Here is a 14,099-nt window from a genome sequence, read left to right on the forward strand (position 1 = left end):
TTACTTGCGTAACGTCCCATGCGTGATAAAGCGTTACTCATTGGTCTCCTATTTCGCAGGGGCGACGGCGGCCCGCGCCGGGGACGAGATGGCGGGACCGGCGCTGATGCTGGCGGGTTTCGCCCTCGCCGGTTCGGCCGGTCAGGCGTCGGCGCTGCTCGCGGCCATCACGGCGGCATCCGCGGTGGGCGGCCCGGTGCTCGGGGCCGTACTCGACCGACAGCGACGGCCGGGGCGGCTGCTGGCGGGAGCGCTCGTGCTGTACGCGACCGGGCTGACCGCGATCCTCGTGGGCCTCGGCCGGCTTCCCTTCGCCGTCACCGTGCTGATCGCGGTGCCGACGGGACTGCTGGGGCCGGCCCTGTCGGGCGGCTGGACGGGCCAGCTGCCCCGGGTGGCGCCGGACGACCGGCTGCCCCGGGCGAAGGCGCTCGACGCCATGACCTTCGGCCTGGCGAGCCTCGCCGGCCCGGTCCTCGCCGGCGGCCTCGCCGAGGCGCTGGGCGCGTCTACGGCTGTCGCGGTCGCCGTGGCGCTCATCGCCTCGGCGGCGCCCGCCGCGTGGACACTGCCTGTACGTCCGGTCTGGGAGCGGGACCCACGGCGCGGTTCGCTGGCCGGCGACCTGGCCGCCGGACTGCGGGTCATCGTCGCAAGGCCCCGGCTGGCCCGGGCGACGCTGGCCTCGGTCCTGTGCTGCGCCGCTCAGGGCATGCTGACGGCCTGCGCCCCCGTGCTGGGCGAGCATGTCCTCGGCGGCGCAGGCCGCGGCGCGGTGCTGCTCTCCTGCGCGGCGGTCTCCGCGCTCACCGCCAACGCCGTACTGGCGCGGTTTCCGTACGTCCTCGCCCCGGACACGATCATCTGGGCCGCCGCCCTGCTCCAGGCCGGCGCCCTGGCCCTCGCGGCGCCGGGCCGGCCGGCCGTGCTCGTCCTGGCCCTGCTGCTGGCCGGACTCGGTGAAGGGCCCCAGCTGACCGCCCTGTTCGCGGTACGCCACCGGGAGGCTCCGGAGCGGCTGCGCGGCCAGATCTTCACCACCGGCGCCAGCCTGAAGATCACCGGGTTCGCGGCAGGGGCGGCGCTCGCCGGGCCGCTCGCGACCCGGTCCCTGTCCGGAACGCTGACCGTGGCGGCGGGGCTGGCGGCTCTCGCGGCGCCGGCGTTCTTCGTCGTCACGGCGTTGACCAACCGCGAGCCTTCCAAGAAGGGGCATGTGGCGGTGAGCTGACCCGAAGCTGCCGTCGCCCGTTCACCCTCCCGTGGCGCGCCCTGGCCGGGGCGGTCTCGCGCGGTGGCGGGCTCGGACTGCTGGGCGGTGCGTTCGGCGATCTGGACCGGGTGGCCCGCGAAGTGCCCGTCCTGGCCTCCGAAGGCGCGGGCAAGCCTGGGGCGTGGGCTTCCTGGCATGGGCGATCGATGCCGGCGTGATCGAACGGACGCTGGAGTACGGCCCCTCGGCGGTGCTGCTGTCCTTCGGCGACCCCGAACCGCCCGGGAACTGGTACGCGGCGGTGCCAGGGTGCCCACCGTGGCAGCGGTGGCCCAGCGCTGGTGTTTCGTCAACCCCGACCACTTCAGACGGGTGTTCCGCGGGGCGTACGGTCATTCGCCCCGCGAGTGGCGCCGGTTGCGCACGTGTGTGCCGGCCCCGCACCCGGAGCACGGCACCGCCGCACCGGACTGCGCCCGGGACACGGCGACACGCGCCGACGCCCGCCACGACCGGCCGGAGACACCTCTTCGCCGCCCGGCCGGCGCCGCGGCCACGGCCTACGCGGAGGCGTCGGACCCGGACTCCGCCTCGCTCGCCGCAGCGGGTTCCGCGGCAGCGGCCAGGGTGTAGAAGACGGACGTGCCCTGCTTGGTGCGCTGGGCGCCGTTCCGGGCCACGAGGTTCTCCAGCGTGGTGCGGATGACCTTGGTCTGGATCGCCCGGTCGGGAAGTGCCTTGGTGAGCGCCTCGGAGACCTCGGCCGCGGAACGGGGCTCCTTCTGGTCCGCGAGGTGGCGCCGGACGAGTTCGACGAGCGTGGGCTCAGCCGTCTGCGGGGCCGCCTTCTTCGCTGCTGCCTTCTTTGCCACGGCCTTCTTTGCCACGGCCTTCTTCGCCGCGGGCTGCTTGGCCGGCTGCTGCTTGGCCGGCTGCTCCTTGGCCTCGGGCTCCTGCGCGCTCGCCTTCTTCGGCGCCCTGGCCGCGCCGGTCGCGGTGGTGGACTTCTTGCGCGGGGCGGGCACCACGGCGCCGTCGGTGGTGGCAGGCGTGCCGGCCGGGGCCGGGAAACCGAGCGCCTGCCGCATGCTCACCAGCACACCGTGATCGTGCTGCAGAGCGGCCAACTGCTCCTGCAGAGCGGCGATTTCGCCCGTGATGCGTTCCTGCTCCTTGACGTTGTGTTCGAGGTCGTTGGACACCTGGCTGACGTACTGCGAGGTCAACTCGGTGACGGGTGCGGTGCTTTCAGACATCTGTTCCTCCGTGTGCGACGGCGATGTGCCGCTCCCTCGAGACCGATGACGACAGGCCGGGAGCGGGAGTTGTGCCACGAGGCTGCACAACACAGGGATGATACGGGTGGGTCAGCCTGTTTTCTGCTGAGTGAAGCCTGTGCGTTGCCCGCTGGCAAGATGTGCGGCAGGGGTCGTATATGTGTCGTGCCGCTCCCGTCCGGCGGTGCACCATGCCTGTCATGGGATCCTTCACCTCCTACGACGGCACCGAGCTGGCCTACCGTGTCTCCGGCGACGGCGAGCCCCTGGTGTGCCTGCCCGGCGGTCCCCAGCAGTCGACCTACCTCGGTGACCTGGGCGGACTGCCGGCACACCGCACACTGATCCGGCTGGACCTGCGGGGCACCGGCCGGTCCGCGACGCCCCGGGACATGGCCTCCTGCCGGTGCGACCGCCTCGTCGCCGACGTGGAAGCCCTGCGCGCCCACCTGGGACTGGACCGGATGGACCTGCTCGCACACAGCGCCGGCGCGAACATCGCCGTTCAGTACCTGGACCGCCACCCCGAACGCATCGGCAGCCTCGCGCTCGTCACCCCGAGCGTCCGGGCCGTCGGTCTGCCGATCAGCGACGAGCTACGGCGCGAGACCGTACGGCCCCGCCGGGACGAACCCTGGTTCCCGGCGGCCTTCGCAGCCCTGGAGGCCATCGGCACGGGCGCCGCCACGGCCGAGAACTTCCAGGCCATCGCGCCCTTCTCCTACGGCCGCTGGGACGAGACGGCCCGGGCGCACAAGGCCGCCGAGAACGAGCAGCTGAACCGGGAGATCGTGGCGGCCTTCGGTGCGCAGGGCGCCTTCGACCCCGACACCACCCGCGCGGCACTCGCCCGCTTCGAGGCACCCGTACTGCTGCTCGCCGGGGAGGTCGACCCGGGCGCCCCGCCGCCCGCGGTGGCCGACTTCGCCGCACTGTTCCCGCGCGCCGAACTCGTCGTACAGCCCGGAGCCGGGCACTTCCCGTGGCTGGACGACGCGGAGCGGTTCCGGTCTGCCGTCATGGCCTTCCTGGGCGGCCGCTAGCATCGCCACCGTGACGGACTGGGAGATACGGCGGGCGTCAGCGGCGGACGTCGAGGCGGTGGCCGAGCTGCGTGCCGTGGTGCTGAGGGCGGATCTGGAGCGCCTGGGCCGCTACGACGAGCACCGCGTACGGCAGCGGCTGCGCGACGGGTTCTCCCCCCCCACACACCTGGGTGATCGAGGTGGCCGCCGGCGGGGTGCGTGGCGCTGCGGCCGGCGCCGGACGCCCGGTGGCTGGAGCACTTCTACCTGGACCCGGACCTCCAGGGCAGAGGCATCGGCTCGGCCGTGCTGAGGATGCTGCTGGAGCGCTGCGACCGTGACCGTGCCGTCGTCCGGCTGAACATGCTGCGGGGGAGCCGGGCCCGGGAGCTGTACGAGCGGCACGGTTTCACGGTCGAGTCCGCGGACGCGGTGGACATGTACATGGTGCGCGAGCCGGCTCCGGCCGGTCAGGGCGTGTCGGCGTAGCGGCTGTGCGCGCGCACGACCATGATGGCCACGGCGTCGTCGCCCCGGAGGTGAGTGGGCCGTTCGGTCAGTCGGAGTACCGCACTGCCTGCCCGGTTCCGGGCGCACGCCGACTGCCGAGGTCAACGTGATGCGGTGGTCATGCCCTGGGCACGCACGACAGCTGCCCGCAGGCCGTCGTCGCGCCGTCGGCGCTGAGCCTGCTCTACCCGCACAGCGGCATCGTGGGGTACCCGCGTGAGGAGTTCCTCCACCAGCTGGCCGACGAGTCGGAGGTGGAGATCCGCGCCTGTCTGGACGCGGGCGCGCATGTCGTCCAACCCGACTTCGACGAGGCCCGCCTCTCCCTCGAGCTCGACCCCGGCGGAGGGCTGCTGGACAGCTTCGTCGACCTGAACAACCAGGTGCTGGCCCGCTTCTCCGAGAGCGAGCGGACCCGGATCGGGGTCTACAGCGGGCCCGGCGCCGACCATGACTCCACGCACAGCCTCGACGTCGACTACCTCGAGCTGCTGCCCCGGCTCTTCCGGCTCACGGCGGGCAACGTCTACCTCCAGCCGGCCGGCGAGGCCGACCCGGACCGCGTCCTGAGAGCCATCGCCGACCAACTCCGCCCCGGCATCAGGGTCTTCCTCGGCGTGACCGACCCGAACGACCCGCGCGTCGAGACCGCCGAAAAGGTGCGCGACCGGGTACTGCGGGCCGCCAGGCACATCCCGGTCGACCAGCTGGGCACCTGCGACGACGCGGGTTTCGCCCCCTTCGCCGACGACACCTCCACATCACGCGACACCGTGTTCGCCAAGATCCGCGCCCGCGTCGAGGGAACCGCACTCGCCGCAAGGGCCCTCGGAGGCCACGGCTAGACAATCCATCTCTCTGCCTCGACGACGGGCCCGGATGACGGCGGCCGCGGGGCAGTGAGGTCAGCACGGCCGTGCGGGTCGGTGTGTCACCGGCGTGCACGGCCGTCCCTGCGATCCGTCGGCGGCCGGGCCTCTCAGCGACGCCGGGCCTGGACCAGCTGGACGATCACCGGGTTGTCCGCGTCAGGGGCGGCGAGGAGTTCGGACGCCTCCACGTCGAAGCCGTGGGCAACCAGCAGTTCCTCCCACAGTTCCGGGGACAGCACCCACGTCCGCACCGCGATGGGCTCCTCGTCACGCAGCCGGATGAAGCCCTGACGCGAGACCACCGCACGGGATGGCCCCTGTCCGTCGGCGTCGGTGTGCAGGGCCGAGAAGACCAGCGGCGCGCCCCGCACCAGTCCGTCGCGCAGCGCCGGCAGCAGGTGATGCGGATCGGCGCAGCCGAAGGTGCGCAGGGCGTACGCGGCCTCGTACGGCTGCCGGGTACGGCAGAGATGCTCGGTGACGTCCGCGCACAGGAAACGGACACCAGGCTCGGCGCCGTGATCGTTCAGTGCGCGCCGGTGCTGGGTGGGGGACAGGTCGACACCGTCCACGAGCGCACCGCAGGCGCGGGCCAGATGGACGGCGTGGTGGCCGGGACCCGAACCGATGTCCAGCACCCGCTTGCCCCGGATGTCCCCGAGGAGCTCCGCGCCCGGGCCCACGCCCGGCCAGAAGCCCCAGTCGATGCGCTCCGGGACGGGTGGCGAGTAACCGCGGTCCAGTTGGCGTTGGCCGTAGACGGTCCACGCCTGTTCCTCTGCGGAGTGGGGCGTCACAGGTGTCTCCTCTCCGATCGGCGAGTCGGCACGGAGTCGGTGTCCGGAGGGGGCCGAGCGTGGTGCTCATCTCTGGAAGCGTGATCTGCCCAGAGTGACCTGGTGGCCGACCATGCTGATCTCGACGCCGTCCGAGGTCGAGCGTGCCGCGGTGAAGCCGACGCCGTCCGGGAGCACGACACGCCATGCCGGCGCGCTCTGCTGGGCGGTTCCGGGAATGGTCAGGGCGAGCTCGTTTCCCTGGGCGAGGAGCGTGCCCGTGCCGTCCACGCCCCTTCCGCCGGCCGTGCCCGTGATCCTGACCTTCGCCGCCTGCTCCGACGAGCCCGGAGCCTGGGACACACGTATGGGTCCGCCGGTGCCGGCCAACCGCGTCACCACGTCGGACAGTTCGTCGTACGACAGTGTCAGTGTGCCGGTGGCGAGGTTCGCCTCGGCGCTGCTGGCCGTCAGTGATGTCACGGTCACGTCGTGCAGGTCGAGCCGGAACCGCTTGATGTGCAGATAGCCGCCCTGGGTGTTGGAGGTTGTGTCGATGGTGAACTGCCCTGCCGTGAGCTTGACATGGCCGAAGCTCTCACTGAACGCCTGCGTCAGGAACGGGAAGCCCTCGATCGACACGTCCACGTGGCTGTCGGTGGTGTTGGCGTAGCCGTACTTCTCCTTGACGAGGCGCGCGGCCTCCTTGTTCGCGAAGTGCACGGCCACCCGGTCGGCGACCGTTAAGAGCACGGCCAGCACGACGACAGTGATCGCCAGGACTTTGACCCATCGACGTTGCATACCGACCCCACCCGTTGTCTCGGCCTCGTGCCGCACATGATCAGTGCCAGAACCGATCATGCACGGTCCGCGGCTCGGACAACAGGCCTGTGGATAACGGTCTGTGGACAACCGCATGGCTCCCCATGCACCCGATGTGGCGCGCGGAGTGCGCCTTCGGCGCGCCATGCGCTTCCCGTGCACCGGGCGTAACCCCGTTGATCATATGAAGAATTCCCGTCCGTTTTTCGCGTGGGAGTAATTGCGGAATTCCCAGGACAGGAGCGGGTCACCAGAGGAAGGACGAAGGTGGAGGTCGAACACTTGCTGGCCGATTGTCTCCGGGATGCGCGTGACATTTCCCTGGGTACGGTGCCTGTCGTCCCCGAGGGGCCCGCCTACGCGGCAGCCCGCCGTGCCTTTCTGACGGCGGGCCTGTCAGCGGTGCGCGTGGGGGTGCCGGAGTCGGGCTGGGTTCAGGTCAATCTCGCACCCCGCCCCTCGGCCTGGCACCGGACGTACCGCTTCCTCGCCGACACGGCCCGCGACCTGATCGCCTCGGGCACGGTGGATTCCTTCTTCTTCATGCACAAACCGCCAGGCTTGCGCGTCCGGTTCGAGGCCCGCAAACCCGAACACAGCCTCCTGCGAGCAGTGTTGGCGCGCCGACTGCGCGAACTCGACGGGCAGGCCGCTCCGCCCGTCTTCGGGGTGTACGAGCCGGAGACATATCTCTTCGGCGGCCCGCGGTCGATGCGGCTCGTGCACGAGCTGTTCACGGTGGACTCCCTCGCCTGGCTCGACCACCACACCGACGACGGTCAAGCAGCGCTCGCGGACTGGCGGTTGTCCCTGGTGCTGCTCGGTGAACTCCTGGGCGGGCTCGGTGTCGTCGGCTGGGAGCACCGAGGGGTGTGGGAGGTGGTGCGCGACGACACCGGGCGCAGGCTGGGCACCGGGCTGGACGGAGACACCCGCCGCGCCGCGGCCGGAATCCTGGACGCGTGGCGCACCGGCCCCCGCGCGCTGCTGGACCCCCTACCCGACAAGCGCCGCGCAGCGGTCGAGGCCCACGCGGACGCGGTGCGCCGGGGTGCCGAGCGCTGGCGCACCGGGTACTTCGAGTCCGGTGACGCGACCGTCGGCCCTCGCCGCGCCGCGGCCTACTACGTGATCTTTCACTGGAACCGCGGACGACTGTCCCTCGCCCGGCAGAGCCTGCTGACGCACGCCCTCGCCGGCGACGGGAGGTGCTGACATGAGCGAGGACCTGATGCTGGGCGGCACCGCACTGCTGAGAGTGGCCGGGATGCCCTTGGCGGCCTGGGCGGCGGCGGGCAGCCCGGACTTGTTCGCCCGCCTCACCGAGCACGCCCGCGCCGGCGAACGACGCGCTGAACGCGCCCGCGCACTGGCCGAAGGGCTCGGCGTCACCGTCGTACCCCACCCCGAACTGACCGCCGCCGACCGGCGCGCCGTACTCGCCCTGCGCCGACGGCTGCACTCCGGCGCCGCACCGCGCCCGGCGGACTGCCGGCTGCTGGAGGGCTTACCCGCCGCCCGGGACCTCGCGCGGGACGCCGCCCGGCTGCGCCGGGACACCGAGACGGCCGACGAGATCCTGCGCGAGCTGGAGCGGACGGTGACCGCCGATCGCGTGCGGGTGGGGGAGCTGGGCTGGTCGCTGGTGGGTGCCACCCCGGTCATGCGGGCGTTCCTCCGCGAGGCGGCGCCGGGGGTGTCCGCGGACATCGTCCGGCGGCTGGCCGAGGGCGAGTCCTGGAACGGGCAGCGGCTGCGCAAACGCGGGGCATACCTGTGGCGGGCCCTGGGACGGGCCGCGGCGAAGACGACCCCGCGCGGATGGGCCGGCCAGGTCGTCCCGCTGCCGGTCGCCACGGCGGCCGCGGGTGGCGAAACCGGCGACGGCCCCGCGCCACCGCTCATCCCGCCCGGGACGGCGCTCGGCGCGCTGGCCGCCGAGGCCGTGGAGAACGTCCATCTGCTGCGTGGCCGGCTCGGCACCCTGGACCTCAGGGCAGCCGGCCCCGCGACCGTCCTCGCCCCCGCGCCGCTGCACTTCCTCGACCCGGCAGGCATCGGCACGGACACCGGCACCGGGGTGGTGCGCTGCTGGGTGATCGACCCGTGCGAGCACGGCAGGATGCGCCAGGTCGTCCTCCGGCGCACCCGGCCGCTGGACGCCGTACTCGCCCAACTGGCTGAGGGGCCACGCCAGTTGGGAGATGTCGAGGCGGCCCTGCTCGGCACGGCGGCGATCCGGGCGGCCGACCCCGGCCCCGCCGTGCTGCGCGGCTTCCTCGCCCACCTGGTCGAACTCGGCGTACTCCAGGTCTGCGCGGCCCCACGCCGCCGCAGCACGGCATGGGCCCCCGCGGAGCGGGTGCGCGAGCGCGACGCCCTCCCTCGTCCGGTCCCCACACCGGCCGCCGACCACGAGACCGTCCGCCGTGCCTGCCCGCCCGCCGCCGACGCCGCATCGATGAGCGAGGCCCCGACCGCCCCATCCGCCCGACCCGCCGGTCCCGCGTCCGCGCCCGTCGGCGATGCCGACGCCTGGTTCATCGACTCGTACCGCACCGTCTCGGCCGCGGTCCCCGCAGAGGCGGTCGAGCGCGCGCAGCGCGGGCTGCGGATCGCCGCCCGTGTGGCCTGGCTGCGGGACGCGGACCGGTTCCCCGCCCCGAATGCCGGCCCCCTGCCCCCGGAACTGGCCGCGCTCGACGAACGGCCGCGGCCCCTCGGCGAGATCCTCGCCCGCAATCTGCCGGACGGCGCCTGCCCGCCACCCCCGCCGCAGACCATGCGCCGGTACACCGGCTGGCACCCCGCCGAGACCGAAGGCTCCGGCTACGCCCGGCTGCTGGCCCACCTGGCCGCCCACAACGGCGAGGAACAGGTCGACCTGGACGACGTCCTGCTGGACGCCCTCGGTGCGCCACCGGCCGGCACGGCGCTGCCGCCCTGGCCCCTGGACTGCCTGTTACGTCCGCTGCCACGCCCCGGTCCGGTCGCGGTGCTGGAGACGGCCTCACCCGCGGGCATTCTGGACGCCCGGTTCGCCGACGCGCTGCACACCCTGTACGGCGGCTACGGGAGCCCGAGCGGCTACCGGGCCTTCCTCGCCGGTGTGGAGCGGCTGACGGGCGCGCGGTTCGTCGAGCTGCTGGTGCCCCCGCTGGCCGAGCGTGCCGCCAACGCCGTACGACGTCCCGTCGTCACCGGGTGGTGGACCGGCGATCCGGACCCGGCGCCGTACCAGGGACCGGCCGGTTCGGCCGCCCGCTATCTGCCGCTGGACCGGATCACGCTCCACCGCGCCGGCCCGCAGGTGATCGCCGAGGCCGACGGGCGGCGCATCCTGCCTGTGCATCACGCCACCCGTTCGCCTCTGCCTCCCTACGACGTCCTGGTACGACTGCTGATGGCAGCCGGCCACCCCGCCGCCTCGCGGGTGATCCGGCTGGACAGCCTGGCCGAGGCGTTTCCCGGCGCCGAACGACTGCCCCGGGTGACCGTCGGCGGGGAGCTGGTCGTCAGCCCGGCCCTGTGGCGGGTGCCACGAGCCCGTCTGTGGCGGCCCGGCGACAGTGACCTGGACAAGGTGCGCGCCCTCGCCGCCCTCAGGCACTCGGCCGGCCTGCCCCGCTTCGCGTTCGTACGCGCCGTACCGCAGGCGAAACCGGTACCGGTCGACTTCGAGGCGCTGACCGCCCTGCATCTGCTGGACCGGATCGGCGCGCACCAGCCCGGACCGGAACTCCTGGTCGAGGAGATGCTCCCCGCGCCCGGCCAACTGCTGCTCCACGACCCTCTGCACGGGGGCGCGGCCGTGGCCGCCCAACTGCTGCTGAGACTTCCCTACGACCGCAGCGCCGGAGAACTCGCGGCACTCGCCGCCACCGCACTGCGCGGCACATCAGATCTCCCCGGAGTGCTCGCCCCCGGCGGGCGGACCGTCTCCGGGGCGGCCAACACCCATCCCGTCCTGAAGGAGGACAGCAATGCCCACGACCATGGAACTCTCCGACCTCGACACCCTCATCGGTGACCTGGACGCCCGGATCACCGAGAGCACCCTGCCGACGGCGGAGGCCAGCAGCAATGGCTGTAGCGGTGTCTGCACGGTCATCGTCTGCGACACGGTGGTGATCTGCAGCGGCTTCGTCTGCTGACGGCCCGCCAGCACACCTCTCCCGAGTGACGGCCTCAGGGCGCGGCAAGGGTGCCCCGAGGCCTGCCCGAGATGGTCTCATGCCGCGAGCGATCGTGGCGTGAGACCGCGGTACCGGCGTCCCGCCCGGCCCCTTCCGATCCCACCCGGGCGGGGCGCCGGTCGGCTCTCGGGCCGTGGCTCCGGGCGCGCTCGAGAGTCGTAACTCCGCACCTCCCGAGGAGATGCCATGTCGCAGGGCACCCACCACGCCCCGTACACCGGCACCGCCGTCACGGCACTCGCCGGCCGGCTCCTGGCCGCCTGGGCCGCCGGTCCGGGCGACGGTGCCGCACCTGCCGAGCATCCGTCCGATCCCGGAATCCCCGTCCTGGCGGCCCTGTTGCACGACGTGGGGGAGCGGGGCAGCGGCGGGACGGCGGCCCGCGCGGTGGCCGTGTGGGCCCGCACTGCCGGGCAGGGGCCAGGCCATTTCGGCCTGTACGACGGCGGACTGGCCGGAACCCTCGTGGGCCTGCGCCTCGGCGCCCGGCTGCACCCCCCACTGCACCCGGTTGCCGACCGGTTGCGCGACCAGCTCGTCCGCACCGCGCCGACCCGGGGCCGGCGGCGCGACCATGTCTCCTTCCCCGACTACGACTTGATCGTCGGACCCTCCGGCATACTGCTCGCGCTGTGCGCCGGAGCCCGGCCGGAACCGGCCGAACTCGAGCCGTTCGCCGACCATCTGGCAGGACTGTGCGACGCGGACGACCTGCCACGACTGCGGACGGCGGGCTATGCCGGACATCCGCATCTGGACTGGTTGGACGGACGGATCAACACCGGCATGGGGCACGGCACGGCCGGGGTCGTCGCCGCGCTCACCGCCGCCGTCCGCCACCTGGGACCGCGCCCCGACCTGACCCGCGCCCTCCGCCACGCCACCCGATGGCTGATGCGGCAGTCCTACGACGACGCCCGCTCCATCCGCACCTGGGACGGTGCCGGGCTCGAGGGACCGCCGCCCACCGAGCCCCGCGCCCGCCAGGCCTGGTGCTACGGCACGCCGGGCGTGTCCTGGGCGCTGTGGGACGCGGCGGACGCGCTGGGCGACCGGGAGGCGGCCGCCTGGGCCGCCGGGGCCTTCACCACGCTCGCCGAACACTACGACGAGAGCTTCCACCTCTTCGGCGACCGCCCCGCCGACCTCCTGGCCCTGTGCCACGGCGCGGCGGGCGTGCTGGCCGTGGCCGACGCCTTCGACCACCACGCCCGCCTCCCGGCCGCGGCCGAGTTGAAGGCCCGCCTGCTCGGCCACCTGCTGACGCGCTTGTCCGAGCTGCACGGCCTCGGCCAGGAGACCAGGGGACTCCTCGGCGGTGCGGCGGGCGCGCTGTGTGCCCTGCTCACCGCGGCACAGGGCGCCTCGCGGACCTGGCTGCCCTGTCTCGGGCTGCGCTGAGCAGCGGCATCTGAAGGAACGTCATGGGCGTGCGGCAGCCGTGCCGTCGCCGATGTGCAGGACCGCGTCGGCCGTGTCGAGCGTGGCCTGGTCGAGCGGGAAGTAGCCCTGCCGCGGGGTGGTGTCGGTCCGGGTGCGGGCGGGGGTGAGTGTGGTGGGTGAGGTCAGGCCCCATACGGGGACGCGGGCCTGGAGCAGACCCTCGTAGGTGCCCGGTTCGGGATCGCCGAGGCCGATGGCTTCGCTGCGGCCCAGGCTGCCCGCGACGAAGCGATACCGCTGGCCGAGCAGGCGCGCCGCGACAGAACCGGCGCCCCACCAGTCGGCCCCCACGTCGCCCATGCGCCAGCCGCTCAGGTTGCGCTGTAGATGGACGTTGTGCGCGAAGACCAGGGTGGCGCCCCGCTCCGCCTCGATCTCCCGGATGTCCAGCAGGTTCTGGGCCATGAGGGCGTCCCGGGTGGCCAGCAGCGCGGTGATCCGGGGGCTGGTGTCGAGGGGTTGTCGTGCCGACTCCTGGTGGTAGCGCAGCAGGCCGAGGCCGGCGGTGAGGTGGGTCCTGGCCCTGAGCCACCGCTCGCGTGAGGTGGCCTCGATCAGTTCGGGCGCGCGGGTGTAGAGCGAGGTGAGCATGTCGTCCGCGATCAGGCGCAGCTTGTCGGCCTCCGCCGTGGCCCCGGGTGACATGGCCGGGTCCAGGACCGCCTCCGCGCGGCTCCACCGTTCGTCGTCGCCGGCGAGGCCGGTGAGGTCGAGGTCGAGGTCCAGATAGGCGCGGGCGTGTTCGAGGTAGGTGCGCGGGCTGGGTGCGCTGTAGTTCTCGGTCGGGGCGTCGAAGCCGTGGAAGGCCAGCCGTTCCTCCGGCGGCCGGTTCCGGTTGTGCTCCCGCATCCAGGTGATCAGCCGCCTGTTGGGGTCCAGTGTGCCGAAGTCGTGGGAGAAGCCGTCGCTCAGCACCGTGTCCAGGCTGCCGGTTCCCTCCTGGACGTAGTCGTTCACGGCGAGGGCGGCCACGCGGTCGGTCTCGAGGGCGATGGACCGGAAGCCGCGCTCGACCAGCTCGGCGAACAGATGGTTGCGGACCCGGCCGAAGGCGGGCTCCTGGTGTGTCGGCTCGCCCAGCGCCAGGAGCTCGCACGAGGGGGTGATGAAGTCTCGGATGTCCTGAGTCATGAGCCTCAAGCGTATCCCTGAAAGATCGGTTGAGACTTTGGGGAAGTTCTACGCTCGTCTCTTCCACAGACCGGTGCTGTAAAGTCTCAACCGGTGAGCAGCTTCCGACCGACCGACCTCGCGCGCGAGCACGGCATCTCGACCCAGGCGGTCCGCAACTACGAGCGGGACGGGTTCATCCCTCCCGCCGAGCGCACACAGAGCGGCTACCGGATCTACACCGAGGTGCACGTGGCCGCGCTCCGCGCCTTCCTCGCGCTCGTCCCGGCGTACGGGCACGCGACCGCCGGCCAGATCATGAACGCGCTCCACCGGGACGGGCTCGACGACGCCCTGACGATCATCGACCGGGGGCACAGCCAGTTGCTGCGCGACCGGGACACCCTCGACGCGGTGCGGACAGCGGCGCCGCATCTGACCGCCGAGTCCGGCGCGGCTCCGGCACCGTCCCCGGCCCTCGGCCCCCGAACCGTCGGCGAACTCGCGCACCGGCTCGGCATCACCCCGGCGACCGTGCGCAACTGGGAGGAGGCCGGCATCCTCCACCCCACCCGGGACCCGGTCACCGGATACCGCGTCTTCGACCCCGCCGACATCCGCGACGCCGAGCTGGCACACCTCCTGCGGCGCGGGGGCCATCCGCTGGACCACATCGCCATGGTCGTCCAGCAGATCCGGACAGCGGGCGGCACGGACGCCCTGGCCGCCTCACTGGAGTCCTGGCAACGCAAACTCACCGCACAGGGCCTGGCCATGCTGCGGGCGGCCACACAACTCGACGTCTACATGGGCTTTCTCAACCTCGACAAGTGAATTCCCGGACGGTTGAGC

The 14,099-nt window shown here is 72.8% G+C and carries 12 protein-coding genes and 2 pseudogenes; 10 read left to right on the forward strand and 4 right to left on the reverse strand.

What is annotated here, in order from left to right:
* Window positions 1-22: 22 nt before the first annotated feature.
* Together ACH47Z_RS32385 and ACH47Z_RS32390 are read left to right on the forward strand one after the other, a co-directional pair.
* Window positions 23-1,231, forward strand: coding sequence for an MFS transporter (locus ACH47Z_RS32385; RefSeq protein ID WP_399080085.1), 1,209 nt, complete (start codon window positions 23-25; stop codon window positions 1,229-1,231).
* A gap of 177 nt (window positions 1,232-1,408) precedes the next feature.
* Entirely contained in the window at window positions 1,409-1,846 is a 438-nt protein-coding gene (locus tag ACH47Z_RS32390) for an AraC family transcriptional regulator (RefSeq protein WP_399080087.1), read from the forward strand.
* Here the strand turns inward: ACH47Z_RS32390 and ACH47Z_RS32395 are convergent.
* Window positions 1,774-2,469, reverse strand: a complete 696-nt coding sequence (locus tag ACH47Z_RS32395; RefSeq protein ID WP_399080089.1) for a hypothetical protein — start codon at window positions 2,467-2,469, stop codon at window positions 1,774-1,776. The genes ACH47Z_RS32390 and ACH47Z_RS32395 overlap by 73 nt on opposite strands.
* A gap of 221 nt (window positions 2,470-2,690) precedes the next feature.
* Between ACH47Z_RS32395 and ACH47Z_RS32400 the strand changes: the two genes are divergently transcribed.
* The 3 genes and pseudogenes from ACH47Z_RS32400 to ACH47Z_RS32410 form a co-directional block, all read left to right on the forward strand.
* Window positions 2,691-3,533, forward strand: coding sequence for an alpha/beta fold hydrolase (locus ACH47Z_RS32400; protein WP_399080091.1), 843 nt, complete (start codon window positions 2,691-2,693; stop codon window positions 3,531-3,533).
* 10 nt (window positions 3,534-3,543) lie between these two features.
* Window positions 3,544-4,004 (forward strand): annotated as a pseudogene (locus ACH47Z_RS32405) (GNAT family N-acetyltransferase).
* Window positions 4,005-4,174: 170 nt separating this feature from the next.
* A pseudogene (locus tag ACH47Z_RS32410) lies at window positions 4,175-4,870 on the forward strand (5-methyltetrahydropteroyltriglutamate--homocysteine methyltransferase); the annotation flags it as partial.
* Window positions 4,871-5,004: 134 nt separating this feature from the next.
* Here ACH47Z_RS32410 and ACH47Z_RS32415 read toward each other — a convergent pair.
* Together ACH47Z_RS32415 and ACH47Z_RS32420 are read right to left on the reverse strand one after the other, a co-directional pair.
* The gene (locus tag ACH47Z_RS32415; protein ID WP_399080093.1) at window positions 5,005-5,694 is read right to left on the reverse strand and encodes a class I SAM-dependent methyltransferase; all 690 of its coding nucleotides are present in this window, start codon (window positions 5,692-5,694) and stop codon (window positions 5,005-5,007) included.
* Between the two features lie 66 nt (window positions 5,695-5,760).
* Complete coding sequence (locus tag ACH47Z_RS32420; RefSeq protein WP_399080095.1) at window positions 5,761-6,477, reverse strand: DUF2993 domain-containing protein; 717 nt, start codon at window positions 6,475-6,477, stop codon at window positions 5,761-5,763.
* Between the two features lie 351 nt (window positions 6,478-6,828).
* Between ACH47Z_RS32420 and ACH47Z_RS32425 the strand changes: the two genes are divergently transcribed.
* From ACH47Z_RS32425 to ACH47Z_RS32440, 4 genes are all read left to right on the forward strand, one after another.
* Window positions 6,829-7,713, forward strand: a complete 885-nt coding sequence (locus ACH47Z_RS32425) for a thiopeptide-type bacteriocin biosynthesis protein (protein WP_399080097.1) — start codon at window positions 6,829-6,831, stop codon at window positions 7,711-7,713.
* Window position 7,714: 1 nt separating this feature from the next.
* Complete coding sequence (locus ACH47Z_RS32430; RefSeq protein WP_399080099.1) at window positions 7,715-10,528, forward strand: lantibiotic dehydratase; 2,814 nt, start codon at window positions 7,715-7,717, stop codon at window positions 10,526-10,528.
* Window positions 10,482-10,652 carry a hypothetical protein gene (locus ACH47Z_RS32435; protein ID WP_399080101.1) on the forward strand — a complete coding sequence of 57 codons (171 nt, stop codon included), beginning with the start codon at window positions 10,482-10,484 and terminating at the stop codon, window positions 10,650-10,652. The genes ACH47Z_RS32430 and ACH47Z_RS32435 overlap by 47 nt, the downstream gene beginning before the upstream one ends.
* Before the next feature lie 228 nt (window positions 10,653-10,880).
* The gene (locus tag ACH47Z_RS32440; protein WP_399080103.1) at window positions 10,881-12,095 is read left to right on the forward strand and encodes a lanthionine synthetase LanC family protein; all 1,215 of its coding nucleotides are present in this window, start codon (window positions 10,881-10,883) and stop codon (window positions 12,093-12,095) included.
* A 21-nt stretch (window positions 12,096-12,116) separates the two neighbouring features.
* Here ACH47Z_RS32440 and ACH47Z_RS32445 read toward each other — a convergent pair whose 3' ends face one another.
* The gene (locus ACH47Z_RS32445) at window positions 12,117-13,268 is read right to left on the reverse strand and encodes an erythromycin esterase family protein (RefSeq protein ID WP_399080105.1); all 1,152 of its coding nucleotides are present in this window, start codon (window positions 13,266-13,268) and stop codon (window positions 12,117-12,119) included.
* A gap of 93 nt (window positions 13,269-13,361) precedes the next feature.
* On the opposite strand from ACH47Z_RS32445, the gene ACH47Z_RS32450 reads away from it, so the two are divergent.
* Window positions 13,362-14,081: a MerR family DNA-binding transcriptional regulator gene (locus tag ACH47Z_RS32450; protein WP_399080107.1), complete on the forward strand. Its 720-nt coding sequence runs from the start codon at window positions 13,362-13,364 to the stop codon at window positions 14,079-14,081.
* Window positions 14,082-14,099: the final 18 nt, after the last annotated feature.

Origin of the sequence: Streptomyces sp. NPDC020192, from assembly GCF_044388685.1 — a bacterium.
In the GTDB taxonomy this organism is placed as follows: domain Bacteria; phylum Actinomycetota; class Actinomycetes; order Streptomycetales; family Streptomycetaceae; genus Streptomyces.

What these genes read in the sequence shown, in the direction of transcription:
- ACH47Z_RS32390 (WP_399080087.1), top strand. Translation starts at nt 1,409, where the DNA reads ATGGGCGATCGATGCCGGCGTGATCGAACGGACGCTGGAGTACGGCCC.
- ACH47Z_RS32400 (WP_399080091.1), top strand. Translation starts at nt 2,691, where the DNA reads ATGGGATCCTTCACCTCCTACGACGGCACCGAGCTGGCCTACCGTGTC.
- ACH47Z_RS32435 (WP_399080101.1), top strand. Translation starts at nt 10,482, where the DNA reads ATGCCCACGACCATGGAACTCTCCGACCTCGACACCCTCATCGGTGAC.
- ACH47Z_RS32395 (WP_399080089.1), bottom strand. Translation starts at nt 2,469, where the DNA reads ATGTCTGAAAGCACCGCACCCGTCACCGAGTTGACCTCGCAGTACGTC.
- ACH47Z_RS32440 (WP_399080103.1), top strand. Translation starts at nt 10,881, where the DNA reads ATGTCGCAGGGCACCCACCACGCCCCGTACACCGGCACCGCCGTCACG.
- ACH47Z_RS32445 (WP_399080105.1), bottom strand. Translation starts at nt 13,268, where the DNA reads ATGACTCAGGACATCCGAGACTTCATCACCCCCTCGTGCGAGCTCCTG.
- ACH47Z_RS32420 (WP_399080095.1), bottom strand. Translation starts at nt 6,477, where the DNA reads ATGCAACGTCGATGGGTCAAAGTCCTGGCGATCACTGTCGTCGTGCTG.
- ACH47Z_RS32430 (WP_399080099.1), top strand. Translation starts at nt 7,715, where the DNA reads ATGAGCGAGGACCTGATGCTGGGCGGCACCGCACTGCTGAGAGTGGCC.